Here is a 24,412-nt window from a genome sequence, read left to right on the forward strand (position 1 = left end):
GGTCACCATGGCCGCCAACGGCCGGACCAGATCGACGAACCACGCGATCGCCGCAGCCACAGCATTGTTGCTGGTCTGTGTTGCCGGCTCCGCCTCCGCCCAGAATTTCATGCGATCGCCGACCGGTGGCGGCGCGCCACAGGTCTCGCCCGGGTTGCGGGCCAATCCCGGCATCGGAAAGCTTGGTGGCAATCCCGCCGGCGGGTTCGGCGGCCCAGTTGGCCGCATGCCGCCGCTATCGGTGGACCGTGGCCCGGCCACGTCGTGGACCGACGATGGGCCGCGACCGCGCGTGCCGCCCCCTGTGCGCCCCGCGCCCCGTCTCTCCGCTAATTGCGATGACGGCGATCGAGGCCAATGTTCCGACCGGCCGGTCGCCGGCAACGGCGGCAAGGGCGCAACGCGGAAGGGCAGGGCCGGCGGTGGCGGCAGTTTGCATGCACAGGATGCGTCGAGCGTGCGAACCGTGCCAAATGAGCTCGTGGCCGAAATCGACGGTGCATTGACGGAGGCGGAAGCAGATGCACTCGCACGCCGTCATGGGTTGAGGCGGATCGCCTCGCAGAATGTCGCGCTGCTGGGTGCGACGATCGGCCTGTTCCGCATCCTGGGCAATCGTTCGGCCGAAACGGCGAGCCGCGAGCTCGCAAGCGATGCCGGCGTCCGCTCCGTACAGCCCAACTACCGTTACGCGCTGCAGGACCATAAGGCGTCGGGCGGCAGCGATCCGGCGCAATATGCCCAGACACAGCTGCATCTGCCCGCGGCTCACAAGCTGGCGCGCGGGATGAATGTCACCATTGCCGTGATCGACTCCGGCGTCGACGCCGCCCATCCGGAATTGGCGAACACGGTCGCCGATACGTTCGATGCGCTCGGCAGCAAGGATGCTCCAAACGCCCACGGCACCGCCATTGCCGGCGCGATTGCGGCGCGTGTCAGGCTCACGGGGAGCGCGCCGGAAGTGCGGATCCTGGCGATCTGCGCCTTCGGTGCGGTCGCGGGCGGCGCCGGGAGCACCTCCTATGTGATCCTCAGGAGCCTCGACTACGCGGTGGCGCATGGCGCGCAGATCGTGAACATGAGCTTCGCCGGACCGAAGGACGCCCTGGTCGAGCGCGCGGTGGCCGCTGCCGTGATGCGGGACGTCGTGCTGGTCGCCGCGGCCGGCAATGCCGGCGCGACATCGCCGCCGCTGTATCCGGCCGCCCATCCCGATGTGATCGCGGTGAGTGGCACCGATGCCGGCGACCGGCTGATGGCGGCCTCGAACCGCGGCAGCCATATCGCGCTGGCGGCCCCGGGCGCCGATCTCCTCGTGCCGGTGCCCGACGGCAAGTACCAGCTGATGTCGGGCACATCGTTTTCGGCCGCGTTCGTCAGCGGCATCGCGGCCTTGGTGCTGGAACGCAATCCGGCATTGAAGCCCGCCGAGGTGCGACGGGTCCTGACCAGCACGGCGCGCGATCTCGGGACACCTGGACGTGACGATCTGTTCGGTGCAGGGGAGGCGGACGCGCTTGCCGCGGTGATGGCGGCGACCAGTGCGCCCGGTGCCTCTGCCGCGGACAAACCGTCGCAGCCTGCACCGCAGGCCGACAGCAATAACACTTCCGTGAGCCGCACGTCGAATGAACCCGCCCCGTCGATCGCATCGGAGGATTCCGCTGCAAATCGCCGTGCTGCGCAGTGATTTTCGACGCCGAACGCCGGCAACGGTGCGATGGAACCGCGGCGCGAGAAGGTTAAAAAAATCGCCGGCGATTTGAACGTCCGCCTTCCTCTCACGACTTATGTGTGTGGGAGCGGTTTATCCCTCCCCGGCTATATCAGGCGCGAGCGCCCATCCACCCCAAGCGCCCATATGGCTTTGACCCGTCCGGTTGTCCCCCCGGACGGGTCTTTCATTTTGGGGGTCCCTTGTGTGACGGACTCGACGGTGCGCGGCGCGATGGCGCCGACCGATCGCAACGGGATGGGCAAACGCGCGACGGCTGCGACGGTTTGCTGTGGATCATTCCGCCCCAGGAGCGGTGCGCATCGCCACCACGGCAAGTCGATGACTTGAGGCAGTTCGAGCGAGAAACTCCGTAGTAGAGCGGACTTCTTCGATCGCCCGTTCGCGATTAAGAATTTAGTTAGACTTTATTTACCTTTTCCACAGAATATCGGCGTCGCGTCCAGTTGATTCGGTTCGGTTCGTTCGGTTGCGTCTGCGTCCGTTTCTTTTCCTGCGGGCAATTTGAATGACACATCGGACCGACGTGGCCAGAGGCCAGGAGATCGTTGCACGCTGGTGCAACCTCGCCGAGCAAAGGCTGGAGCACCTTACCGAACTGTTCGATACCGGGCGCTGGCGGCGCTATCACAGCGAGCAGGCCTTTCTCGAGAACATCAGGGAAGCCCGCGCCGCGGTCGACATCTGGCGCGAATTGCTGACCCGCGAAGCCTCGCTCGACAATTCGCCGATCGATCTGTCCTGGCTCGGCCGCGGCAGGTCGAAACTGCCGCCGCCCCACATCTCGCCGCCGCCCGCGCGCCGGCCGGAGGCTGCGGTCCTGGCCGAGGCGGCGATGAAAGCGGTCGCGGCCGCGCTGGAAACGGCGGCCGAGGTGCTGGAGCAGCCGCCCACGGTCGCCGACGCGCCGCCGCTGGAGATGCCGCCGGTCATGCCGCCGCCGCCGGTGCTCGATCTCGACACCATCCAGCGGCGCTATCCACTGCTGCGCAACACGCTGTAGGCGACCGCTCTCGCTTATTTTTTGAGCGTGATCTCCGTGCTTGTCGCGAGGAAAAACCGCTTCGCCCTTTTCCGGATCTAGCGCCGCACCGCGTTCGCGCCGACCACGAGCTGCGCATATTGCTGGGCGCCGCCTGCCGACAGATCCGGCGTGATCGGGCGGGCATGGTCGAGCCCGACCACCGCGCCGCGCGGGGTTTCCGAGATCATGTTGTTGTTGATCAACGCGGTGCCGGCGCCCGGCACTACCGAGACGCCGATGCCGACGAAGGCGTTGCGGACCACGTTGCCTGATATCGCGACGTCGCGCAGGTACTTGCCCCAGCCGGCGACGATGCCGAAGGTCGGCGCGTTCTCGATCACATTGCCGGTCACGGTGCTGTCGGCCTCGACATAGATGCCAATGCCGGCGCAGTCGTTCGGGTCGGTACCTGCAGGACGCTTCGGCAGCAGGTTGCGGATGATGTTGCCCTGGACCACCGCAATGCGGCCGCCCTCGTTGAAATTGCACACGGAGACGCCGATCGCCGCGCCGTCGACGGTGTTGTTGGCGATCACCGCGGCCTCGAACGAGAACTCCGAATAGAGCGCGACCTCGCGGACATTGCTGACGCTGTTGTCGGTGATGTGGATGTTGGAGGCCGAATTGCCGCGCACCGCCGAGAAGTCGCAGTTCTTGATGCGGTTGCCGCGCACGATCACGTTGCCGGCGCGGAAGGCGTTGATGGCGTTGCCGTACTGCCCGGAGCCGCCGGGGCCGGCCTTGATGTCCTCGATGCGGTTGTCGGCGACGATCGAGCCGTCGTCGCCGATCGCGGTGCGCAGGATCTCGATGCCGTTGTCGTTGGTGCCCTTAATGGTGTTGCGCGACACCATCAGGCCCAGCGCGTCGAACGACACCAGCGCCGTGGTCGCGATCTCGGTGAAGACGTTGTTGCTGACGTCGCCCGACATCTGCTCGAACCAGATGCCGTTGCCGCCGCTGCCGGTGAACCGGCAATCGGTGATGCGGATGTCGCGGCCGGACAGGCAGTGCACGAGGCCGCGCCGGTTCGGCAGCGGGACGTTGCCGCCGTCGAAGCTGAGGGCCCATCAGGACGACGCCGCCGGCGCCTTCGCCCTCCAGCAGCGAGGCGCCGCCGTTGAACACCAGCCGGCTGGCGCCGCGCACGCCGATTAGCTGGCTGCCGGGCGCAAGCCGCAACAGGCCGGTGCGGTAGACGCCGGGCGGGAACGCCAGCGGCACCTGCGCCCGCGCGGCGTCGTCGATCGCGCGCTGCAGATTGCGGGTCTGGTCGTCCGGGCTGCCGGGGTGCACGCCATATTGCGTGACGTCGCGGCCGAGCGAGCCGGTCGATGGCGCGGCGGCACGCGCGGCGTCCGGCGACATCGCAAGCGCGCCGGCTGCGCCGGCGGCGGTTACTCCGATCAGATGGCGGCGGTTGACGTCCATGGGCAAGGCCCTCGCAACATTCGCGAGCGGTGACGTTCGCGGGTCGAGTGGTAGCGCGAAAGGCGGCGCGGCATGGTGAACACGCCGACGCAGCGCGGCGATTGTTGGCGGTAGGGTTAATCGCGGGTGCAACCGATTCACGTTGTCAAACAGTCGTTCCTTGGTGTCGTCACCCGCGCATGCGGGTGATCCAGAATTCCAGAGCCGCCGGTGCTTGAATCGAGAGGCCGCGGCGTACTGGATGCCCGGCCTTCGCGGGCCTGACACCGGGGAGAATGCGGGCCCACGACTCCTTCCCAGGCCGCCCCGGCGAAGACCGGGACCCATACGCCGCGGCTTGTGTTGTGAACGCGACTCATCATCGCAGCGACGATGATCTTTCGTGGTTATGGGTCCCGGCCTTCGCCGGGACGACACTGAATTCAACCCGTTGCAGACCTCGTCATTCGATCCAATTTTAGTATTTGCCGGGGTCTACGGTTGACGTCTGGAGTATTGCTCGCCCGCTGGCTTGAGAGGAGAGACCGGTGTTTGACGTAGGAGACCTGGTTGTCTGCATCGACAATGGCCCGAAGAAAGGAGCCATTGGGCCGGTAGTGCCCATCCATCATCTGCTGCACAAGGGGCGCATCTACCGTGTCAATTTCATCGGGACGACCTGGACGGGGAGTCTGACCGTCGGGCTAGCGGGCGTCGCGCTACCTCCTCCGATGATTGGGTTCGAGCCTTACAGATTCCGCAAGATCGATCCTGCGGAGCCTGAGTTCATTGAAATGATGCGCAGCTTGCGTACGCGTGAGTTGGAGGATGCCAACTAGGGACGTGTACTTACACCGCCCGATCCGCGCGCTCACGCGCGCGAGGCCTGCCGGGTCAGTTTCACCAGTTCCATCAGCATGGCCTCGCCGGCATCGACGAGCGCTTCCAGCGTGATCGATGATTTGCCGGGTGCAGCCGTGCCGTCATGGGCGAGCGGCGGGACGTGGACGAATTGCGCGAGGCGCAAGTCATTGTCGCCGTTGACGGCCTCGATCGCGCGCCGGCTCAGATAGTTGCAGAGATAGCTGCCGGCGTCGCGCGAGGCTCGCGCGTCGATCCCGGTCGCCAGCGCGGCGCGCAGTAATTTTTCAGTATGAGGCCCGAACATGCGCGCATCGGCGCCGCCCTCAATCGATCCCTTGCGTGCATGCTGGCGGCCGGCGTCGGGGAAGCGCGTGGTCACCGCGTTGCGGGCACGGCTTTCGATCCGCAGATAGTCGGTGCGGCCGGCGAGGCCGAACATCAAGAGCGCCTGCGGGCGGTGTTCTGCGATCAGCTCCGGCAATTCGCGATCGACGGCCGCGTAGGTGACGTCGAAGATGTGGCTCGACAGCGCGACGTCGTCGAAGGCCGGGCGGCGCAGGGCGGTCAGCCGCTTCACCAACGGCATGGTCGGGTTGAACGGCGCACCCGGAAACGGCCCGAAGCCGGTGACGAGGATGCGCAGCCTGCCGCTCAATGCAGGATCTCCGCGATCTGTTCGGCGGCGACCGCGGGCGAGATGCGGCCACCGGCGACCTCGGCCTCCATCTTCTTCACTTTGGCGCGGATCGCGGCATCCGAGCGCAGCCGCGCCATCATCCGGCTCTCCAGCATCGACCACATCCACTTCACCTGCTGCTCCCGGCGGCGGCCGGCGAACTCGCCCGAGGCGTTCATCGCGGTACGGTGGTCGAGGATCTTCTGCCAGAGCCGGTCGAGCCCGGCGCCGGTCAGCGCGGAATAGGTCTCCACCGGCGGATGCCAATGCTCGGAGCGCGGCGCCAGGATGTGCAGCGCGCTGCGATAGTCGGCGGCGGCGAGGTTGGCGCGCTTGAGGTTGTCGCCGTCGGCCTTGTTGATCGCGATCATGTCGGCGAGCTCGACAAGGCCCTTTTTTATGCCCTGCAGCTCGTCGCCGGCACCGGGCAGCATCAAGGCCAAGAAGAAATCGGTCATATCGCAGACCGCGGTCTCGGACTGGCCGATGCCGACGGTCTCGACCAGCACGACGTCGAAGCCGGCCGCCTCGCACAGCAGCATCGCCTCGCGGGTCTTCGCCGCGACACCGCCGAGCGTACCCGAGGAGGGCGAGGGACGGATAAAGGCCTGGTCGGAGACGGCGAGCCGCGCCATCCGGGTCTTATCGCCGAGGATCGAGCCGCCGGTGCGCGCCGAGGAGGGATCGACCGCCAGCACCGCGACCTTGTGGCCGCGCTCGATCAGGAACATGCCGAGCGCATCGATGGTGGTCGATTTGCCGACGCCGGGCGAGCCGGTGATGCCGACCCGCACCGCCTTGCCGGTGTCGGGCAATAGCGCCTGCACCAGCTCGCGCGCCGCCGCCTGGTGGTCGCTGCGCCGGCTCTCGACCAGTGTGATCGCCCGCGCCAGCGCGGCACGGTGGCCGGCACGGAGGTCCTTGGCGAGGGCGCGGATGTCGGGAGCGGCAGGCTTCGGTGAGGTCATGGTGTTGGTTTACAACGGCTGGCCATGGCAGGCGAGGGGAACGCGGATCGGCACGTCGCAGGGGCGCACTGCCAAAATGTCGAAAACAACCCCATGCAAAGGAGCCGGCGGCTGGCAGCCGGCGTGCGACAAGGCACGTGCGACAAGGCTACTTGACACGTCGGGCAACTCAGCGGCATTCTTCCATTATCCAGAAATCGTGCAGACACCCGTAGCCCGGGTGAGCCAACGGGTCGCGCGAACGCGCGCCCGATGACAGGCTCCGCGATGTCAGGGGAAACCGGCCCCGCATATCGCTTCGCTCATGCGGGCTACGAACTATTGCTGCTCGTCCGCATCGCCCTTCGGCCGTGCGCCGGCGAAGATCTTTGCGCCTTCCGGTGTCAGATAGGGTTTCAGCGTCTCCCACGGCACGAAGATCACGTATTGGCCCTCGGCGTAGGGGCCGACGGCATAGGGCGGGTAGTGGAAGGTGAGGCCGGAGCTCTTGCCCGCTTCGGTCGACGGCGCCAGCGTCACGGCGCCGATCTTGAGCAGGGTCGGCTTCATCTCCTTGTACCACTCGGCGGTTGCGGTCTCGCCGGCATCGCGCCGCTTCTTCTCGGCGTTGAGCGCGGCGATGACCGCCTTGCGCATCGCCGTCAGGGTTGGGCCGTTGTCTGCGGTCTCGGTGAAGAACGGGCGGATGCTGATGCGCTTCTTCGCGGTGGTGTCCCACAGGATGGTGTTGACGTCGGAGTTCGGATGCGCGCCGTGGGTGTCCATGTAGTCATCGCGCAGCACGCTCACATAGCGGCCGTCGACGACGGAGCGCTCCGAGTATTTGCGTTCGAACGAGTAGCCACCACGATCCTTGAAGAGGTCAGGCTCCTGCTTGCGGTCGGCCGCAGCCTCGGCGGCATTCTTGTCGATCCACGTCTTGCCTTCGGCGAGGCAATCGGCCGCCAGCGCGCTATCTGCCTTGATCCTGTCGTCGAGATAGACGCTCGCCTCGATGCTCGCATTCTTGATCGACGCGTCGGGCTTCGGATCGGCGGCGATGGCGGGCAGGCAGAGGCAGGCCAGCAGGCCGGTAAAAGCCATGATGCGGGCAGGCGTCATCAAGCGATCGGCGCGCATGAAAAACTCCAGGTGGCAGGGGGCAAGCGCGGCAGCGTTACTCCGCTGCAGCGCTATGGCCGAGCCGGGCGTTGAGCTTGTGGATCAGCTCCTCGGCGGCATCCGAGATCACCGTGCCCGGCGGGAAGATCGCCTCGGCGCCGGCGGCATACAGCGCGTCGTAATCCTGCGGCGGCACCACGCCGCCGATGATGATCATGATGTCGTCGCGGCCGTGTTTCTTCAGCGCGGCCTTCAGTTCGGGCACCGCGGTGAGATGTGCCGCGGCGAGCGAGGAGACGCCGAGAATGTGGACGTCGTTCTCGACCGCTTGCCGCGCAGCTTCGTCGGCGGTTGCGAACAGCGGTCCGATATCGACGTCGAAGCCGACATCGGCGAACGCCGACGCTATCACCTTCTGGCCGCGGTCATGGCCGTCCTGGCCGATTTTTGCCACCAGGATGCGGGGACGACGACCCTCGGCCTCCTCGAACGCATCGATCAGCGCCTGCACCTTTTCGACCTTGTTGGACATCGCCGCTGCCTCTCGCTTGTAGACGCCGGTGATGGACTTGATCTCGGCACGGTGGCGACCGAACACCTTTTCCATCGCGCCTGAAATCTCGCCGACGGTGGCCTTGGCGCGCGCGGCGTCGATGGCGAGCGCCAGCAGATTGCCGTTGCCTTCGCCCGCCGAGCGGGTAAGCGCGGCGAGCGCCGCATCGACGTCCTTCTGGTTGCGCTCCTTCTTGAGCCGCGCCAGCTTGTCGATCTGCAGCCGCCGCACGGTGGAGTTCTCCACCTTCAAAACGTCGATCGGCTTCTCGTTCTCGGGCTTGAACTTGTTGACGCCGATCACCGCCTGCCGGCCGGCATCGATCCGCGCCTGCGTCTTGGCGGAAGCTTCCTCGATCCTGAGCTTCGGCACGCCGGCCTCGATCGCCTTGGCCATGCCGCCGAGCGCCTCGACCTCCTGGATGTGCCCCCAGGCCTTCTGCGCGAGATCGCGGGTCAGCCGCTCGACATAATAGGAGCCGCCCCAGGGATCGATGATGCGGTTGGTGCCGCTCTCCTGCTGCAGGAACAATTGGGTGTTGCGGGCGATGCGCGCCGAGAAGTCGGTCGGCAGCGCCAGGGCCTCGTCGAGCGCGTTGGTGTGCAGCGACTGGGTGTGGCCTTGGGTTGCCGCCATCGCCTCGATCGTGGTGCGCATCACGTTGTTGAACACGTCTTGGGCGGTCAGCGACCAGCCCGAGGTCTGGCAATGGGTGCGCAGCGACAGCGAGCGCGGATCCTTCGGATTGAACTGCTTGAGCAGCTTGGCCCACAACAGCCGCGCGGCGCGCATCTTGGCGACTTCCATAAAGAAGTTCATGCCGATCGCCCAGAAGAAAGAGAGGCGAGGGGCAAAACGATCGACGTCGAGGCCCGCGGCAAGCCCGGCGCGCAGATATTCGACGCCGTCGGCCAGCGTATAGGCGAGCTCGAGGTCCTGCGTCGCGCCGGCCTCCTGCATGTGGTAGCCGGAAATGGAAATGGAATTGTATTTCGGCATCCGCTGCGAGGTGTAGGCGAAGATGTCGGAGATGATCCGCATCGAGGGGCTAGGTGGATAGATGTAGGTGTTGCGCACCATGAACTCTTTCAGAATGTCGTTCTGAATGGTGCCCGACAGTTTCTCCGGCGGCACGCCCTGTTCCTCGGCAGCCGCGACGAACAGCGCGAGGATCGGCAGCACCGCGCCATTCATGGTCATCGACACGCTCATCTGGTCGAGCGGGATGCCGGCGAACAGCGTGCGCATGTCGTAGATGGAATCGATCGCAACGCCGGCCATGCCGACGTCGCCGGAGACGCGCGGATGATCCGAGTCATAGCCGCGATGGGTGGCGAGGTCGAAGGCGACCGACAGGCCCTTCTGTCCGGCCGCGAGGTTACGGCGATAGAACGCGTTGGAGTCCTCTGCCGTGGAGAAGCCGGCATATTGCCGGATGGTCCAGGGCTGGTTGACATACATGGTCGGGTAGGGGCCGCGCAGATAGGGCGCGATGCCCGGCCAGGTCTCGAGGAAGTCGATGCCTTCGAGATCGGCCTCGCCGTAGACGGATTTCACCGGGATGCCCTCGGGCGTCAGCCACGGCTCGGCGCTCGCAGCCGGGGCCGTACTGGCCACGGGCTGGAAGGCGACATCGGCGAAATTGGGAATGCGGGTCATCCCTGGGCTTCCTCAAACTGGCGATTGCGTTCGATCAATCGCTGTAGCTTCTAACTCAATCGTGGTCCGGATGCTGATGGCTGACGATGGTCGCCATCTTGTCCGGTCCGTAATTCTGCATCGTGGTCTGGCTCGGCAGGTTGGCGATGCCGACCACCCAGCCGTGGCGGGACTCGGTTCCGAATTGTTGCGTCGGTATCACCCGGTCGGGCCGGTCGAAGGCGCCGGTCATGATCTCGATGCGGGGCCCGTCGATGCGGCGGAAGCTCAGGGGCGTTCCGCAGGCGGCGCAGAAGTCGCGCTCGGCGATCGAGGAGGACCTGAACGCGGCGGGCTTGCCGCGGGTCCATCTGAAGTCGTTGCGATCGATGTCGGCGAAAGAGGCAAATGGCGCCCCGGACGCTTTCTGGCACATCCGGCAGTGGCAGATGCTGATCCGGGTCGGTGCCGCCGAGACGGCAAATCGGACGGCGCCGCACTGGCAGCCGCCGGTCAGAACGGGTGTCGATGGTGCCTCTGCGCTCATGTCTGCTCCATCCGCCGATAGGCGTCGCGCAATGTCGCCAGCGCATCACCGCCGGCGAAGACGAACTCGCCGATGCCGGCCGCCCGCAGCGCCGCTTCCTGGTCGCCGGGCCGCCCTGCCAGATAGATATGCCTTGCACCGGCGCCTTGAAGGGCCCTGGCGGCCTCACTGGCGCTGGCGGCATAGACCTTATCTGAGGAACAAATGCACGCCAGCGTAGCGCCCGAGGCCTTGTAGGCCGCGGCCAGCGCCGCCGCGTCGGCAAAACCCTCGCTGTCGATAGCCTCGATCCCGCCGGTTTCGAAGAAACTCTTGGCGAAGGTCGCGCGGGCCGTGAAGTCCGCGGCGGTGCCGAGATTGGCCAGGAATATCTTCGGCCGTGCGCCATGCGCCTTCAGCGCGGCATCCGACTTGTCGCGCAGCGCCTCGAACGGTTCGGCAAGCCGCATCGGCGCGAGGGCGTCGAACTTCACCTTGGCGCCGGCGAGGGACGCCGGCGCTGATGGTTTCACATCCAGCACCGCGGGGGCGGCCTCGCGCAGATCCGGAAATTCGCTGGCGCCGGTCAGCACGTCGCGGCGCTTCGCCACATTGGTCTCGCGCAGCAATCGCGTCGCGGTGACCTTGTTTTGCAGCAGTCCCTGCTCGAGTGCGGCGAAGATGCCGCCGGCCTTCTCGATCTCCTGGAACAGCGTCCACGCCGCCTCGCAGAGCTGCGAGGTCAGCGTCTCGATGCCGCCGGCGCCGGCCGCGGGATCGGAGACCTTGGCGAGGTTGGACTCATCGAGCAGCACGAGTTGCGTGTTGCGCGCCACGCGCCGGGCGAAGTCATCAGGCAGGCCGAGCGCCAGCGTGTGCGGCAGCACTGTGATCGCATTGGCGCCGCCGAGCCCGGCCGCAAAGGTCGCGATCGTCGCGCGCAGCATGTTCACATTGGGATCGCGCTGGGTCAGCATCCGCCAGGCGGTTTGCGCGTTGACGAAGATCGGCTTCGGCGCAAGTCCGCAGGCTTGCTCGACACGTGCCCACAGCAGCCGCAGCGCGCGAAATTTCGCCATCGTCAGGAACTGGTCGGCGTCGGCGCTGAGGCGGAACGAGATCGCCGCGCGCGCCGCGTCGAGCTCGATGCCGGCGCCCTCCAGCATGCGCAGATAGGCGAGGCCAAGCGCGAGCGTGAACGCGAGTTCCTGCACCTCGGAGCCGCCGGCATCATGGACCGGCCGGCCGTCGGCCAGCACGAACGGCCCCTTGAAGCCGCGCTTGATGAGGCCATTGACGACCTGGCCGAACGACTTTTCGTAGTCGGGCCAGGCGATGGCCGCAGCACCGCGCACGGCCATGGTGCTGAGCGCCTGGTAATTGAAATGCAGATCGAGCTTGGCCGGGTCGAGCTTGCGGGCCTCGACCATGTCGGCAAAGGTCTCGCCGGCGTTCTCGCGGCCGATCACCGGATTGAGCGCGATCATGATGCCGGCATCGAGATGGACGCCGCCGCAGGCGCGCGCCAGCGTCTTCTTGCTGGCGTCGGCAAGACCGAAGCCGCGCGCACCGGGACCCCCGGCGAACTCGAATTCGAGGCCGGTCGCCCCGTTCTCAAGATCCTGCAGCGCTTGCGCATTGGCCTGTGCGGCATCGGGATGATCGACCCGCTGCAGGATCTGCCAGGGTGCAGCGGCGGCGCGGCCGGCAAGCGGGCTTGAATTGGCGGCGCGGCGGTAGATCGGATCGATCTTCAGGCCGTCATAGGTCTTGCCGACCAGCTTCTCGAACGGGGCGCCCTTCAGCACGCCGTCGACCAGCTTGCGCCAGTCGTCATAGGTCGCAGGTCGAAAATCCGAAGCCAGAGCCAAATCGTCAGTCGAGGTCGTCATCCGCCCAAATCGTCCTTCACCGGCCCCGCGCGGGGCCCCTTGATTTGGCCGGAAATTGCCACGGGCGGGCGGCCAAGCCAAACGGTTGTTTGCGGTGGTTTCGCTTTAATCGAGGTCCGCTAGACGGAAAATACCGTCTGTAGAGACCTTCGCCAGCGCATCGGCGACGCGGCGCCCGGCGATGACGCGGTCAGGAACGATCTCGGCGAGCGGCACCAAGACGAAGGCGCGTTCGAACAAACGCGGGTGCGGCAGCGTCAGTTCCGGCTTGTTCAGTGTGACGTCGTCATAGGCGATCAGGTCGAGGTCGAGGGTGCGCGGCCCCCAGCGCTGCTCATTGGCACGGTCGCGGCCGAATTTGGCTTCGATCTTGTGCAGCGTGAACAGCAGCGCATGCGGATCGAGACTGGTCTCGATCTCGATGCAGGCGTTGATGAAGCTGTCCTGCTGCTGCTCGCCCCAGGGCGGCGTCGAATAATCCGACGAGCGTGCGATAAGCGCGGCCTGGGTCATGCCGCAGATATTGGCGATCGCCTTGCGAAACGTGGTGCGGACGTCGCCGACATTGCCGCCGAGGGCGATCAGGACGTCAGCCATCTGCGTTCAACCCTGGGGCGGTTGATGGCGCGAGCGGGTCAGCACGACGCCGACATCGTCGAAGATCGCGGCGATCGGCGCGTGCGGCTTGTGCACCGTGACCTTGACCGCCCGGATGCGCGGGAAGCTCGCCAGGATGTCCTCGGCCACCGCGCCGGCGGCGCGCTCCAGCAGCTTGTAGTTGGTGTTCTTGAATGCCGATGTCGCGGTCGCCACCACGTTGGAATAGGAGACCGTATCTGAAAGGCGGTCGGTGCGCGAGGATTCCGAGAGGTCGGTATAGAGCTCGAGATCGATGACGAAGCGCTGCCCGACCTCCGTTTCATGTTCCATCACGCCATGACGGGCATGGATGACGATCCCGGTGATGAAGATCGTATCGGTCATTGCTGTCCCTCGATTGCTGCGGCCACGCGCAGCGCCTGAACGGTTTCGGCGACGTCATGCGCGCGGATGATGCGGGCGCCATTCTGCGCGGCGATCAGATGCGCCGCGATCGAGCCGCCGATCCGCTGTTGCGGCTCCGACGGCGCGACCGTGCTGATGAAGCGCTTGCGCGAGGCGCCGACCAGCAGCGGCAGGTGGAACGCGTCGAGCTCGGCAAGCCGCGCCAGCGCGATCATGCTCTGCTCCGGGGTCTTGCCGAAGCCGATGCCGGGATCGAGCACGATCCGGTCGGGCGAAATGCCGGCGCTTGCGGCGATCGCGAGCGAGCGCTCGAAGAAGGCGGCGATGTCCTGCATGATGTCGATCGCCGGATCGGCCTGCTCGCGATTGTGCATGATAATCACGGGCACGCCGCGTGCGGCGACCAGCGGCGCCATGCCGGCATCGCGCTGCAGGCCCCAGACGTCGTTGGCGATGACAGCGCCCTGGTCGAGCGCCCAGGCCACGACCTCCGATTTCATGCTGTCGATCGAGACCGGCACGCCAAGGGCGATCACGTCGGCAAGCACGGGCTTCAGCCGCGCCATCTCGGCCTCGGCGGTGACCGGCTGCGAGCCGTAGGGACGGGTGGATTCCGCGCCAATGTCGATGATATCGGCGCCCTCGGCGACCAGCTTGCGGGCCTGCGCCAGCGCCTCTTCGGGTGCGGCGAACTGGCCGCCGTCGGAGAACGAGTCCGGCGTCACGTTCAGGATGCCCATCACGGCCGGATAGGGCCGCGACAACAGCGCCGGCAGCAGCGCCGATACGGCCGGGCCGGTCACCGTCGATGCCATGGGCTTGCTCGCCATCATGCGGTGGCTTTGCGCTGACCGCAGCGGCAAGTCAAGGTGTGGCGATGGCGGGTGACGCGGCCGGCGGCCGAATGCCGTTAAGACAGGCTAATAGGTGATCTTGGGAGGCAGCTTGCGTGCCTCTTCGATCAGCAGCTCGACCGACTTCTCCGACGGCATCACGCGGACGAGCTTACGCCGCACATTGGCGTCCTTCATGCTCTGCGCGAGCCGCGACGGGTTGCGGTGCGCGAGCTCGCGCACGGTGGTGACGCCGGCGGCGCGGACCAGGCCGACCTTCGCCTTGCCCATGCCGGGAATCCGCATGTAGTCGGAGATGTTGGCCCATTCGAGCAATTGTTGTTCGCTGATCCCGGTCTTGGCGGCGAGCGCCTTGCGTCCCTTGACGGTGCGGGCGGCTTCAAGCAGTGCGTCGGTCGTGCGGATACCCTGCGATTTCAGTTTGGTGGCGCAATAGGCGGACAGGCCTTCGATCTCGGAGAGGGGGTATGTCATGATACTCGTATGCAGGTAGAAGGGAGCGCACGTGCAATGGCGTTTTGGGAGAATGCTTCAGGCAAACTGGCTGAGGCCCGGCGTCCCCGAGATGATCTCGCCCATTTGATCCGCTCCGATTTTGTCGCGGCCGAACCTGAAAAGTTCACGCGCGACGTTCTGAATCTCACTCATGCTCAATCCAAGCGCCATCAGCCGGGTGCCGACAGCCATCAGACCGCCACCCATCAACCGCGATAGACCACCGCTGTTGTTGGAGGCGGCGATTGCCGCTTCGGCGCCGGGGATTTGGTCGATCAGAGCCTGAACTTTGTCGGAAGGTCCCTCGTTACGGAGGAAACCCAGAACGATGCCGATGGTTTTTTCAGCGACAGCACCGTCGATGCCGGCCTTCGCGGCCAGCTGCCCAACCAATTCGTCCATATTGCCCCGCCTCAACCGGTTTTTGCCGGATCATTCTTGAAGATTTATCTTGAGCGCCTGTGTCACGAAATACAAGCGATCCGCGCATTTCAGTTCGTTTTCTTTTTCGATCGCGTCGGGAGTGTTGCACCTCTGCAAGATTGAGCGGCGGATTCACACCATCTTGTCGCAATGCGCAATGCCTTTCGTCACTTGGCCCGGAATCTTGGCCGGGAATAAAGTATGAGGAACTGGTGCAGCGACAATATACATCAGTGCGCGCCGATGGTTTCAATCGACCTGCAAGATGCAATATGATGTCATCGGTTCGAATGGATCGAGCCGATTTAAAATCGCGTTAAGAGGCGAAGCGATGGCGACGTCCGACACCAAGTTGGCCGATACCGATGAGAAGATCTTTATCGGCAAGGGCGAGGAAACAGCCTGGCTGACGCTTGCGCTGGCCAACCGCCACGGCCTTGTGACCGGTGCGACCGGAACCGGCAAGACCGTCACGCTACAGGTCATGGCTGAAGGATTTGCGCGCGCCGGCGTTCCGGTTTTCGCAGCCGACATCAAGGGCGATCTTTCCGGTATCTCCGAAGTCGGCGAGGCCAAGGACTTTATCCTGAAGCGCGCCAAGGAGATGGACCTGACCTTCCAGCCGGATCAGTTCTCGACCGTATTCTGGGACGTGTTCGGCGAGCAGGGCCATCCGGTGCGCGCCACCGTCACCGAGATGGGACCGTTGTTGCTCTCGCGGATGCTCGATCTGAACGACGTGCAGGAGGGCGTGCTCAATGTTGCCTTCCGTGTCGCCGACGAGAACGGTCTCACGCTGATCGACATGAAGGACCTGCGGGCGCTGCTGGATGCGATCGCCCCGGACGGCAGCAAGAAGGCTGCCGACGACGAGGAGGATCCGCTGGCGCCGATCCGTAAGGCCGCGCAAGGCTACGGCAATGTGTCCAAGGCGACCGTCGGAACGATCCAGCGTCAGCTCCTGGTGCTCGAGAACCAGGGCGGTGCCAAGTTCTTTGGCGAGCCGGCGCTGACGCTGAAGGATTTCATGCGGACCGACCGCGACGGCCGCGGCATCGTCAATATCCTGGTCGCCGACAAGCTGATGCAGAGCCCGCGGCTTTACGCCACCTTCCTGCTCTGGATGCTTTCGGAATTGTTCGAGGAATTGCCGGAGGCCGGCGACCTGCCGAAGCCGAAGCTGGTGTTCTTCTTCGACGAAGCGCATCTCTTGTTCACCGACGCGCCGAAGGCGCTGATGGACAAGATCGAGCAGGTGGTGCGGCTGATCCGCTCCAAGGGCGTCGGCGTCTATTTCGTTACGCAGAATCCGATCGACGTGCCGGACAAGGTGCTGGCGCAGCTCGGCAACCGCGTGCAGCACGCGCTGCGCGCCTTCACGCCGCGCGACCAGAAGGCGGTTGCCGCGGCCGCACAGACCTTCCGGCCCAATCCGAAGCTCGACACCGCGCGGGTGATCATGGAGCTCGGCAAGGGCGAGGCGCTGGTGTCGTTCCTCGAGGGCGGCGGCACGCCGTCGATGGTCGAGCGCGTCATGGTGCGCCCGCCGTCGGCGCGGATCGGGCCGATCACGCCGGAGGAGCGCAAGGCGATCATGGATGCGAGCCCGGTCAAGGGCAAATACGACACCGCGGTCGATGCCGAATCCGCCTACGAGATCATCCAGAAGCGGCTCGCCGGGACGGCGGCGCCGGCGGACGGCAGCGCTGGCGGCGAGGGTGGCGGCATCCTCGGCCAGCTCGGTTCGATCGCGTCCACGATCTTCGGCACCAACGTCAAGCGCGGCCGCATGTCGACCGGACAGGTGATCGCGCGCAGCGTCACGCGCTCGGTGACCGACAAGGTGATCGGCGGCGTGGCCGCCGATCTCGGCAAATCGCTCGGCGGTTCGGTTGGCGGCTCGATCGGCCGGGCGCTGGTGCGCGGCGCGCTCGGCGGATTGCTGCGCAGATAGCACCGCGCCGGTCGGCCGAAGCGGGAGACCGGCTTTGCCTCCCGCGGCCGGCGCGCTACAACCTGGCGCAACGTCCAACAAAAAGGATATCCGCGATGTCCAACGCCAAGCTGCAGCCCGTCCTCGACCGCATCGACGCCGATTTCGACAACAGTCTCGAGCGGCTGTTCACGCTGCTGCGGATCAAATCGATCTCGGCCGATCCGGCCTTCGCTGATGACTGCAAGGCGGCTGCCGATCATCTCGCCAAGGATATCGCAACCCTCGGCTTCAAGACCGAAGTGCGGCCAACCGCCGGCCATCCGGCCGTGGTCGGCAAGCTGAACGGCTCGAGCGACGGACGCCCGCATGTGCTGTTCTACGGCCACTACGACGTGCAGCCGGTCGATCCGTTGAATCTCTGGCACCGTCCGCCGTTCGAGCCTGTCGTGACCGACCATGCCGACGGGCGCAAGATTATCGTCGCGCGCGGCGCCGAGGACGACAAGGGACAGTTGATGACCTTCGTCGAGGCGTGCCGTGCCTGGAAGACGGTGACGGGATCGCTGCCGGTCGACATCACGATCGTCATCGAGGGTGAAGAGGAGATCGGTTCGAAGAATTTCGTGCCGTTCCTCGAGGCGAACAAGGACGACCTCAAGGCCGACTTCGCGCTGGTCTGCGACACCGGCATGTGGGACCCGAATACGCCGGCGATCACCACCTCATTGCGCGGCCTGGTCTATGACGAGGTCAAGATCAAGGCCGCCAATCGCGACCTGCATTCCGGCGTGTTCGGCGGCGGCGCGCAGAACCCGATCCGCGTGCTGACGCGGATCCTCGGCGGCCTGCATGACGAGAATGGCCACATCACCATCCCCGGTTTCTATGACGGCGTGAAGGATTTGCCGCCGGATATTCTGGCCCAGTGGAAGCAGCTCAATCTGACGCCGGAGAGCTTTCTCAAGCCGATCGGCCTCTCGGTGCCCGCCGGCGAAAAGGACCGGCTCCTGATCGAGCAGGTCTCCTCGCGCCCGACCTGCGACATCAACGGCATCGTCGGCGGCTATACCGGCGAGGGCTCCAAGACGGTGATCGCGGCCGAGGCGTCAGCGAAGGTCTCGTTCCGCCTGGTCGAGGGACAGGATCCCGAGAAGATCCGAAGGGCGTTCCGCGACTATGTGAAGGCGCGCCTGCCGGCCGACTGCAAGGCCGAGTTCATCGACCATTCCAGCGCGCCAGCGATCGCGCTCGACTGGAACATGAAGCCGCTGGCAGCCGCGCGCCGTGCGCTGACCGACGAATGGGGCAAGGAGGCGCTGCTGATCGGCTCCGGCGCCTCGATCCCGATCGTCGCCGATTTCAAGCACACGCTCGGCCTCGACAGCGTGCTGATCGGCTTCGGGCTCGACGACGACAACATCCATTCGCCGAACGAGAAGTACGACCTCAAGAGCTACCACAAGGGCATCCGCTCCTGGGCGCGGATCCTGGCGGCGTTCGCCGACGCCAAATAGCGCAACGGCAATTCACGTAAAAACGCCGCCCGGAATTGGGCGGCGTTTTGATTCGGTAGTGCAGAGGATGTTGGCCGATAGCCTACCCGAAGATTGTGAAATTTCAATCACGGTAGCCGGGATTGACCCGGTCGAGCTTGCGCAGCAGCGGCGGCCAGACCAGCTGGGTCGAGCGCAGCTCGGCGCGGTCCGGGTTGGAGAGCAGCTCGGTGTTCTTGTCGATCGCATGCTGGTCGACCGGATAGGCGATCGGTCCGAGCGCGCGGGTCGCCACCTGCATCGAGCAGGCGCGCTCCAGATGGTACATCCGCTCGAACGCGGATGCGACCGAGCGGCCGACCGTCAGGGTGCCGTGATTGCGCAGCAGCATGTGGTTCTTGCTGCCTAGATCGCGCTGCAGGCGCGGGCGCTCGTCATGATCGAGCGCGATGCCTTCATAGTCGTGATAGGCGAGGTCGTGGGTGACGAGCTGCGCGGTCTGGTTCAGCGGCAGCAGCCCGTCGGGGCCGCTCGACACCGCGGTGCCGTCGACGGTGTGCAGATGGAGCACGCAGCCGGCGTCCTCGCGCACCTCGTGGATCGCCGAATGGATGGTGAAGCCGGCCGGGTTGATGCTGTAGTCGCTCTTCGAAAGCTGGTTGCCGTCGAGGTCAACCTTGACGAGGCTCGACGCGGTGATCTCGTCGAACATCAGCCCGTAGGGGTTGATCAGGAAGTGATGCTCGGGCCCCGGCACGCGGGCGGAGATGTGGGTATCGACCAGATCGTCCCAGCCATAGAGCGCGACCAGCCGGTAGCAGGCAGCGAGATTGATCCGCTGCTCCCATTCCGCCGCACTCATATCCGACGGCACTTCCTTCAGGCGCGCTTCCGCTGGCGACATGGCCGATTGCTCCATTGATGGCGTTATTGCTTGATCCAAGCGTAGCGCCGCCGCCGGACCGCAGCAAGGCAGGGTAACGGCGTGACAGTCATGTCGGCATGCGGCCCACGATCCGAACGGCAATCGTCAGTGGGCAGCGTGATGCGCTACGGCGCCGGGATCGCCAGCAGGCTCGAGATGCTGCGGCCGCGGATGTCGTAGACGCGGGCGAACACGACGTCGTCGCGCTTGATCTCGACCATGACAGGCGCGGCCAGGCCCTTGCAGTAGAATTCGCCGAGCGTCATCGCGAAGTCGGCGGCATTGCTGTCCCATCCGATCGTGAAATCAGGGCCGAGCGCCACCTGCGCGGGGCGCTGCGGTCCGCACACCGCGACCTTCCACTTGCGGTTCTGCGGCGGCACTTCCTGCCGCTCCGCCAGCTGCTCGCGCAGCCCGTCGGATGCCTGCTTCAGCGCCAGGCCCCAATAGTCCAGCATGAAGAAGTTGTCCGCGGTCCGCACCGTGCCGGCGATGTGGTTGAAGTGCGTGTACTGATACGGATGCAGGCGGATCATTTCGCTGAGCGGCAGCAAGAGGCCGAACGCGAACATGGCGAGCGCCGCGGGCTGCCAGGCGCGGCGGTTCTCGCCGAGCCAGTCCATGCCGCGCGCGAATGCGACGCCGGCCAGCACCGTCATCGGCGGAATCACGAAGATGAAGTGACGGATGCCGTTATAGAGCGCCGGCCGCTTCACCATCGCGATCACCAGCGGCAGCGTCGCCGCCAGCGTCAGCATCAGCATGATCGACTTGCGCTTTGCGGTGACGTCGTAGCGCGACAGCGACATCAGGGTGATGACGACGGCGGCTGCCAGCAGCACCAGCAGCACTTCGGGAAGCTGCAGCGCGAACAAGGTGGGCAGATAGGACCACGGCATGTCCGGCACCGACACCAGCGCGCCGTCGAACATCTCCTTCCACGGTTTCTCGAAGAAGTGCGAGAAATAGGTCACCGCTTCGAGCGGATGTCCGGGCTCCATGATCGACCACGGCCAGATCAGGCCCATCACGAGATAGCCCAGCACAAGTCCCGGCAGCAGCACATAGACGACATGGGCAAAGCGGTGGGTCGCCTCGCGCGGGCCCTGCTTGCGGAATTCCTCGATCAGGAGCGGGACGAAGCCGACCACGGCGTAGATCAATGCGAGCCCGCCAAGCACGCGGCAGCCGATCGACAGGCCGGCCCCCAGGCCGACGATCAGGATGGTGCGCGGCGAGGGCGCCGGATATTCCTCGATCAGGCGGACCAGGCCCATGATCAGGACCACCATCGCCACGGCGAACGGCGCATCCTTCGGATTCATGAACATGTGGCCGTAGAAGGTCGGGCACAGCGCCAGCAGCAGCAGCGCCGCCAGTCCCGCCAGCGGGCCGCCGACACGGCGTGCCAGGCGCCAGGTTACGGCAAGGCCGATAACGCCGACGATCGCGCCGAGCAGGCGGCGCGTCTCGAACAGTTCGAGCGGAATGAGCTTGTGCAGCAAGGCCGCGGCCATGTCGAAGCCGCCGCCGTACATATACAGATTGGCGAACGACAGCGCGCCGGTGTCCTTGAACCCGGACTCGTACATGCGCAGCAGGAGGTCGGCATATTCAGCGTGGGTGTAATCGTCCCAGCCCAGACCGTAATCGCGGAACGTCAAGCCGGCGACCACGGCGACCACGCCGAGGACGAGGACAGCGAGATCGTCGCAGGTCTTCTCCACCGAGCGCCGCGCAGGCGCCTCGAGGGCAGACGTCGTAATCGATGACATAGCTAGTGATACCGGCGTGCCTGTGGCCCTGATTGGCGCTTTAGGGCCTCATTCCCCGGCATCCATAGCGCAGTTCCGTTTCCGAGTAATTGGTAATTGTGGCGTAATTTCCCAGATGCGTTGCAATAAATTGGCAGCAATTCGTAGCCAGTAAATCTACGGGAGCTGGCTGCCCGATAGCCACTGCGGCTGCGGTGAAGCAACGCATCGCGGCTTGGTTAAGCGGGATTTTAGGGAACTCTGTCTACAATTGGCGGTTGGCGGTGTGGGCAATATGACGGTATCGTGGCGTTGGTGGCCCGCGCCGATTTTCGGTCGGGTCTCCCGGGGGTTAGTTCGATGAAGGTTGGTCTGTTGGTCGTCGGCGCGGGCCTGGTCGTGGCGGGCCTGGCGGCGATCGGCCTCGGAATTCCAAACAAGGAATTCAGCGTCGGCGGCACGTTGATCACAACAGGCGTGACCGGCGCATGTACCGGCGTGATTGTTGTGGCCCTTGCCGCCATCCTTCGCGAACTCCAGGCCATGGGCGACCGGCTTGATGCCGTCGTCGCCGTGGGTCTGCGGTCCGGGTCGCCGTCTGCAACTTCCCCGCGCGGCACTCCCGACGATCCGGTGTTCCCGCCGCCTGAGCCGAAGGTCTCGGCGCCTCCGCCGCTGGCTCCAGCGTTCCCGCCATCCGCTCCCGCGGCGCCGCCGCCCTGGCACGACGAGATCGCCTCGCGCGGCGCATCAGGCGAGGTGCCGCCTGCACCGGCGGCCGCGCCCGCGGATGGCGCTGCGCCGCCCAAGCGGCGCAATCTGCTGTTTTCCTCCTCGCGCAAGGAGCGCGAGCGGAGCCAGGGGCGTGCCGCCGAGCCGCTCACGCCGGATCTGTTGTCGCCGGAACTGCGTCCGAATCCGGGTGGTTCGGCCGAACCGGCGTCGGCAACCTTCGACGATGCCTGGCCGAAGGCCGACCGGCCGCGGCCGGTCGACGTCGCCCCGCGGCGCGGCCCCCGGACGCCATCGACCTTCGGCGAGGCCCAGTCGGCCGCCGCCGCCTCGCCGTCGTCGGGCCATCCGCCGCCGCCCCAGGAGCAGCCGCCGGTGACCGTGCTCAAATCCGGCGTCGTCGACGGCATGGCCTATTCGCTCTATTCGGACGGATCAATCGAGGCGCAGATGCCGGAGGGCATGATGCGATTTGCCTCGATCGACGAGCTCAGGTCGCATCTGGAGCAGCGGCCTTAAGATCCGGGCCAATACTTGCGCGCGGCCGGCGCGAAGCCGGAAACGCAGCCGTTGTTGTCAGATTTGCTGCAATTCGTGCATATTCGCAAAGTAGTACGCGATTCCATTAATGTATTGCTGCGCATGGATACTGTCCGGTGGGCGCCGGGCTGTCGATAGCACGGGGAAGATTGAGCCATGTCCGATACGTCAGGCAAAACGCCGGTCGAGCTGACCGCCAACATCGTTTCGGCCTATCTCAGCAACAATCCGACGCCGGCCTCGGACATTCCGAACCTGATCAGCCAGGTCCACTCCGCCTTGCTGCGGGTGTCGAGCGGACGCAACGACACGCCGAGCGAGCCGGCCAAGCCTGCGGTGTCGATGAAGAAGTCGATCACGCCCGAATATCTGGTGTGCCTCGAGGACGGCAAGCGCTTCAAGTCGCTGAAGCGCCATCTGCGCACCCAGTACAACATGACCCCGGAACAGTATCGCGACAAATGGGGCCTGCCGGCCGACTATCCGATGGTGGCGCCGAACTATGCGGTGGCGCGCTCGCAGCTCGCCAAGAAGATGGGCCTCGGCCAGCAGGCGCGGAAGCGGAAGTAAAGATCTACGCGGCGGACGCCAGCGCCTCGCGCGCATCGTTGCGGATGCGGTCGACCATCGAGCGCAGGCCGTTGGAGCGCTGCGGCGTCAGATGGTCGCGGAAGCCGAATTCGTCGAACAGCGCGAGCGCGTCGGTGCCGAGGATTTCCTTGGGCGTTTGCCCGGAAAACAGCGTTAGCACGATCGCGACCAGGCCGCGCACGATGTGGGCGTCGCTGTCGCCGATATAGATCAGGCGCGGTTCGCCGTTGGCATCGCGCTCGATCCGCTTCGACAGCCAGACCTGGCTGACGCAGCCCTGCACCTTGTTCTCGGCCGAGTGCTCCGCCTCCGACAACGGTTCGAGCGTGCGGCCGAGCTCGATGACATAGCGGTAACGGTCGTCCCACTCGTCCAGCAGCGCAAAATTGTCCCTGATTTCGTCGATCGTCGTCATCGTGGCTCGCGTCCTGTCCTTGACGGCTTATATAGGAAGGCGGGCCGCGAAAGCGATGAAAATGGAACCGGTTCCCGGCTGTTTTGACGCGTTTTCTTCACGCGAACCGGTGCCTGCCTCGCTCGACAGCGCCTTGGTTTCCGCTCACGGCGTCGGCGGCAGGCGGAATTCGATCGACTGATCCTCTGCGGTCAGCGTGTCGCGGAACGCGGTGGCTGAATCGGTATTGTCCTGGCCGATCGAGCCGGTGTGATCGGGTGGCTTCTTGTCGGTGATGATCTGGTAGAGCTTGCGCGCCCCGTCGGTCGCGCGCTGGCCGATTGCGGTCGCGGCCTGGCCGCCGACCTCGCAGGCGGACGGCTGGCGCTTGCAGAACTGACCCATGTCGTTGATCGTCGCGGTCGCGGCCGACACCGCGTCCGACGCGCTGATCTGCGGCGCCTTGTCCGCTTCAGGTGTTTTGTCTCTCGGCAGCAGCACGAGCACAAGCCCGAGCCAGAATGCCAAACGCAGCAGGAAGAACATGGCGCGATCCCGGTCGTCTATCTTGTCTTGCTTCTTGAGCGGTCGATGCCGCTATTGGCCTTGAGGGTTAGCATCGGTCGATAAATCGGAAGTATCTGCATTGAAGTAAATCCGCCGAAAAATCGCGGAAAATTCGCCTGAATTGATTCGCCGTAAATTTTCGATTGATGGCGGCCGACGCGCGCCGGATACGCAGGATTCGCCGCGTCCACCATTTCGAAACCATAGAATGTCGCATCCGGAAACCAGCCGTTCACCATCCCCGACAAATGGCCGGTGAATAGCGGGTCAAACCCGCTCCAATGCACGGTGTTTGGCGGCACGCCGCCCAGCC

The 24,412-nt window shown here is 65.4% G+C and carries 23 protein-coding genes and 1 pseudogene; 7 read left to right on the forward strand and 17 right to left on the reverse strand.

Translation table 11 applies throughout. The features are described from left to right. Nucleotides 1–7 precede the first annotated feature (7 nt). Together ACVMIH_RS00090 and ACVMIH_RS00095 are read left to right on the forward strand one after the other, a co-directional pair. The gene (locus tag ACVMIH_RS00090; protein ID WP_456860262.1) at nucleotides 8–1,693 is read left to right on the forward strand and encodes a S8 family serine peptidase; all 1,686 of its coding nucleotides are present in this window, start codon (nucleotides 8–10) and stop codon (nucleotides 1,691–1,693) included. 553 nt (nucleotides 1,694–2,246) lie between these two features. Next, entirely contained in the window at nucleotides 2,247–2,741 is a 495-nt protein-coding gene (locus ACVMIH_RS00095; RefSeq protein ID WP_057015654.1) for a TIGR03809 family protein, read from the forward strand. A gap of 77 nt (nucleotides 2,742–2,818) precedes the next feature. Here ACVMIH_RS00095 and ACVMIH_RS00100 read toward each other — a convergent pair. Beyond that, nucleotides 2,819–4,193: pseudogene (locus ACVMIH_RS00100) on the reverse strand (TIGR03808 family TAT-translocated repetitive protein). Nucleotides 4,194–4,720: 527 nt separating this feature from the next. Here ACVMIH_RS00100 and ACVMIH_RS00105 point away from each other — a divergent pair. Further along, nucleotides 4,721–5,011, forward strand: coding sequence for a hypothetical protein (locus ACVMIH_RS00105; RefSeq protein ID WP_057015652.1), 291 nt, complete (start codon nucleotides 4,721–4,723; stop codon nucleotides 5,009–5,011). A 32-nt stretch (nucleotides 5,012–5,043) separates the two neighbouring features. On the opposite strand, the gene ACVMIH_RS00110 is transcribed toward ACVMIH_RS00105, so the two are convergent. From ACVMIH_RS00110 to ACVMIH_RS00160, 11 genes are all read right to left on the reverse strand, one after another. After that, nucleotides 5,044–5,691 (reverse strand): pyroglutamyl-peptidase I family protein, encoded by a 648-nt coding sequence (locus tag ACVMIH_RS00110; RefSeq protein ID WP_456860264.1) that lies wholly within the window; start codon nucleotides 5,689–5,691, stop codon nucleotides 5,044–5,046. After that, on the reverse strand, nucleotides 5,688–6,680 hold the full coding sequence (gene meaB / locus ACVMIH_RS00115; protein WP_057015650.1) for a methylmalonyl Co-A mutase-associated GTPase MeaB: 993 nt from the start codon (nucleotides 6,678–6,680) through the stop codon (nucleotides 5,688–5,690). The genes ACVMIH_RS00110 and meaB overlap by 4 nt, the downstream gene beginning before the upstream one ends. Before the next feature lie 318 nt (nucleotides 6,681–6,998). Further along, on the reverse strand, nucleotides 6,999–7,763 hold the full coding sequence (locus ACVMIH_RS00120) for an RsiV family protein (protein ID WP_141339584.1): 765 nt from the start codon (nucleotides 7,761–7,763) through the stop codon (nucleotides 6,999–7,001). 73 nt (nucleotides 7,764–7,836) lie between these two features. Further along, nucleotides 7,837–9,993, reverse strand: coding sequence for a methylmalonyl-CoA mutase (gene scpA / locus ACVMIH_RS00125; RefSeq protein WP_456860266.1), 2,157 nt, complete (start codon nucleotides 9,991–9,993; stop codon nucleotides 7,837–7,839). 55 nt (nucleotides 9,994–10,048) lie between these two features. Further along, the gene (locus ACVMIH_RS00130) at nucleotides 10,049–10,519 is read right to left on the reverse strand and encodes a GFA family protein (RefSeq protein ID WP_057015646.1); all 471 of its coding nucleotides are present in this window, start codon (nucleotides 10,517–10,519) and stop codon (nucleotides 10,049–10,051) included. After that, nucleotides 10,516–12,390 carry a methylmalonyl-CoA mutase family protein gene (locus ACVMIH_RS00135; protein WP_316394567.1) on the reverse strand — a complete coding sequence of 625 codons (1,875 nt, stop codon included), beginning with the start codon at nucleotides 12,388–12,390 and terminating at the stop codon, nucleotides 10,516–10,518. The genes ACVMIH_RS00130 and ACVMIH_RS00135 overlap by 4 nt, the downstream gene beginning before the upstream one ends. Nucleotides 12,391–12,495: 105 nt before the next feature. Then, nucleotides 12,496–12,987 carry a 2-amino-4-hydroxy-6-hydroxymethyldihydropteridine diphosphokinase gene (gene folK / locus ACVMIH_RS00140; protein ID WP_028331647.1) on the reverse strand — a complete coding sequence of 164 codons (492 nt, stop codon included), beginning with the start codon at nucleotides 12,985–12,987 and terminating at the stop codon, nucleotides 12,496–12,498. A 6-nt stretch (nucleotides 12,988–12,993) separates the two neighbouring features. Next, nucleotides 12,994–13,374 carry a dihydroneopterin aldolase gene (gene folB / locus ACVMIH_RS00145; RefSeq protein WP_016842351.1) on the reverse strand — a complete coding sequence of 127 codons (381 nt, stop codon included), beginning with the start codon at nucleotides 13,372–13,374 and terminating at the stop codon, nucleotides 12,994–12,996. Continuing rightward, the gene (folP, locus tag ACVMIH_RS00150) at nucleotides 13,371–14,210 is read right to left on the reverse strand and encodes a dihydropteroate synthase (RefSeq protein WP_456860268.1); all 840 of its coding nucleotides are present in this window, start codon (nucleotides 14,208–14,210) and stop codon (nucleotides 13,371–13,373) included. Before folP ends, folB begins: the two co-directional genes overlap by 4 nt. 105 nt (nucleotides 14,211–14,315) lie before the next feature. Further along, on the reverse strand, nucleotides 14,316–14,723 hold the full coding sequence (locus ACVMIH_RS00155; RefSeq protein WP_018270650.1) for a DUF4332 domain-containing protein: 408 nt from the start codon (nucleotides 14,721–14,723) through the stop codon (nucleotides 14,316–14,318). Between the two features lie 57 nt (nucleotides 14,724–14,780). After that, a complete protein-coding gene (locus ACVMIH_RS00160; RefSeq protein ID WP_016841849.1) occupies nucleotides 14,781–15,146 on the reverse strand; it encodes a hypothetical protein in 366 nt (121 codons plus the stop codon). Nucleotides 15,147–15,498: 352 nt separating this feature from the next. On the opposite strand from ACVMIH_RS00160, the gene ACVMIH_RS00165 reads away from it, so the two are divergent. Both ACVMIH_RS00165 and ACVMIH_RS00170 read left to right on the forward strand, forming a co-directional pair. After that, nucleotides 15,499–17,121: a helicase HerA-like domain-containing protein gene (locus tag ACVMIH_RS00165; protein WP_253640278.1), complete on the forward strand. Its 1,623-nt coding sequence runs from the start codon at nucleotides 15,499–15,501 to the stop codon at nucleotides 17,119–17,121. Nucleotides 17,122–17,216: 95 nt separating this feature from the next. Next, nucleotides 17,217–18,617, forward strand: a complete 1,401-nt coding sequence (locus tag ACVMIH_RS00170; RefSeq protein WP_456860270.1) for a M20/M25/M40 family metallo-hydrolase — start codon at nucleotides 17,217–17,219, stop codon at nucleotides 18,615–18,617. A gap of 103 nt (nucleotides 18,618–18,720) precedes the next feature. On the opposite strand, the gene ACVMIH_RS00175 is transcribed toward ACVMIH_RS00170, so the two are convergent. After that, nucleotides 18,721–19,500: a class II aldolase/adducin family protein gene (locus ACVMIH_RS00175; protein ID WP_028331642.1), complete on the reverse strand. Its 780-nt coding sequence runs from the start codon at nucleotides 19,498–19,500 to the stop codon at nucleotides 18,721–18,723. Nucleotides 19,501–19,646: 146 nt separating this feature from the next. Continuing rightward, nucleotides 19,647–21,296 carry a glycosyltransferase family 39 protein gene (locus ACVMIH_RS00180; RefSeq protein ID WP_141339566.1) on the reverse strand — a complete coding sequence of 550 codons (1,650 nt, stop codon included), beginning with the start codon at nucleotides 21,294–21,296 and terminating at the stop codon, nucleotides 19,647–19,649. 339 nt (nucleotides 21,297–21,635) lie between these two features. Here ACVMIH_RS00180 and ACVMIH_RS00185 point away from each other — a divergent pair, with 339 nt between their 5' ends. Beyond that, nucleotides 21,636–22,526: a hypothetical protein gene (locus ACVMIH_RS00185; RefSeq protein WP_057015641.1), complete on the forward strand. Its 891-nt coding sequence runs from the start codon at nucleotides 21,636–21,638 to the stop codon at nucleotides 22,524–22,526. 177 nt (nucleotides 22,527–22,703) lie between these two features. Beyond that, nucleotides 22,704–23,117, forward strand: coding sequence for a MucR family transcriptional regulator (locus ACVMIH_RS00190; protein WP_057015640.1), 414 nt, complete (start codon nucleotides 22,704–22,706; stop codon nucleotides 23,115–23,117). Nucleotides 23,118–23,121: 4 nt separating this feature from the next. On the opposite strand, the gene ACVMIH_RS00195 is transcribed toward ACVMIH_RS00190, so the two are convergent. From ACVMIH_RS00195 to ACVMIH_RS00205, 3 genes are all read right to left on the reverse strand, one after another. Next, nucleotides 23,122–23,553, reverse strand: a complete 432-nt coding sequence (locus ACVMIH_RS00195; protein WP_141343262.1) for a SufE family protein — start codon at nucleotides 23,551–23,553, stop codon at nucleotides 23,122–23,124. A gap of 144 nt (nucleotides 23,554–23,697) precedes the next feature. Next, nucleotides 23,698–24,078 (reverse strand): DUF5330 domain-containing protein, encoded by a 381-nt coding sequence (locus ACVMIH_RS00200; RefSeq protein WP_057015747.1) that lies wholly within the window; start codon nucleotides 24,076–24,078, stop codon nucleotides 23,698–23,700. Nucleotides 24,079–24,095: 17 nt separating this feature from the next. Further along, nucleotides 24,096–24,401 (reverse strand): hypothetical protein, encoded by a 306-nt coding sequence (locus ACVMIH_RS00205; protein ID WP_316394539.1) that lies wholly within the window; start codon nucleotides 24,399–24,401, stop codon nucleotides 24,096–24,098. Between the last annotated feature and the right edge of the window lie 11 nt (nucleotides 24,402–24,412).

The organism is Bradyrhizobium sp. USDA 4503, from assembly GCF_054055815.1.

Bases quoted from the DNA above. Each gene is read 5' to 3' on its own strand.
- ACVMIH_RS00090 (WP_456860262.1), top strand. From the start codon at position 8: ATGGCCGCCAACGGCCGGACCAGATCGACGAACCACGCGATCGCCGCA.
- ACVMIH_RS00095 (WP_057015654.1), top strand. From the start codon at position 2,247: ATGACACATCGGACCGACGTGGCCAGAGGCCAGGAGATCGTTGCACGC.
- meaB (WP_057015650.1), bottom strand. From the start codon at position 6,680: ATGACCTCACCGAAGCCTGCCGCTCCCGACATCCGCGCCCTCGCCAAG.
- ACVMIH_RS00120 (WP_141339584.1), bottom strand. From the start codon at position 7,763: ATGGCTTTTACCGGCCTGCTGGCCTGCCTCTGCCTGCCCGCCATCGCC.
- scpA (WP_456860266.1), bottom strand. From the start codon at position 9,993: ATGACCCGCATTCCCAATTTCGCCGATGTCGCCTTCCAGCCCGTGGCC.
- ACVMIH_RS00130 (WP_057015646.1), bottom strand. From the start codon at position 10,519: ATGAGCGCAGAGGCACCATCGACACCCGTTCTGACCGGCGGCTGCCAG.
- ACVMIH_RS00135 (WP_316394567.1), bottom strand. From the start codon at position 12,390: ATGACGACCTCGACTGACGATTTGGCTCTGGCTTCGGATTTTCGACCT.
- folK (WP_028331647.1), bottom strand. From the start codon at position 12,987: ATGGCTGACGTCCTGATCGCCCTCGGCGGCAATGTCGGCGACGTCCGC.
- folB (WP_016842351.1), bottom strand. From the start codon at position 13,374: ATGACCGATACGATCTTCATCACCGGGATCGTCATCCATGCCCGTCAT.
- folP (WP_456860268.1), bottom strand. From the start codon at position 14,210: ATGGCATCGACGGTGACCGGCCCGGCCGTATCGGCGCTGCTGCCGGCG.
- ACVMIH_RS00155 (WP_018270650.1), bottom strand. From the start codon at position 14,723: ATGACATACCCCCTCTCCGAGATCGAAGGCCTGTCCGCCTATTGCGCC.
- ACVMIH_RS00160 (WP_016841849.1), bottom strand. From the start codon at position 15,146: ATGGACGAATTGGTTGGGCAGCTGGCCGCGAAGGCCGGCATCGACGGT.
- ACVMIH_RS00165 (WP_253640278.1), top strand. From the start codon at position 15,499: ATGGCGACGTCCGACACCAAGTTGGCCGATACCGATGAGAAGATCTTT.
- ACVMIH_RS00170 (WP_456860270.1), top strand. From the start codon at position 17,217: ATGTCCAACGCCAAGCTGCAGCCCGTCCTCGACCGCATCGACGCCGAT.
- ACVMIH_RS00175 (WP_028331642.1), bottom strand. From the start codon at position 19,500: ATGTCGCCAGCGGAAGCGCGCCTGAAGGAAGTGCCGTCGGATATGAGT.
- ACVMIH_RS00180 (WP_141339566.1), bottom strand. From the start codon at position 21,296: ATGTCATCGATTACGACGTCTGCCCTCGAGGCGCCTGCGCGGCGCTCG.
- ACVMIH_RS00185 (WP_057015641.1), top strand. From the start codon at position 21,636: ATGAAGGTTGGTCTGTTGGTCGTCGGCGCGGGCCTGGTCGTGGCGGGC.
- ACVMIH_RS00190 (WP_057015640.1), top strand. From the start codon at position 22,704: ATGTCCGATACGTCAGGCAAAACGCCGGTCGAGCTGACCGCCAACATC.
- ACVMIH_RS00195 (WP_141343262.1), bottom strand. From the start codon at position 23,553: ATGACGACGATCGACGAAATCAGGGACAATTTTGCGCTGCTGGACGAG.
- ACVMIH_RS00200 (WP_057015747.1), bottom strand. From the start codon at position 24,078: ATGTTCTTCCTGCTGCGTTTGGCATTCTGGCTCGGGCTTGTGCTCGTG.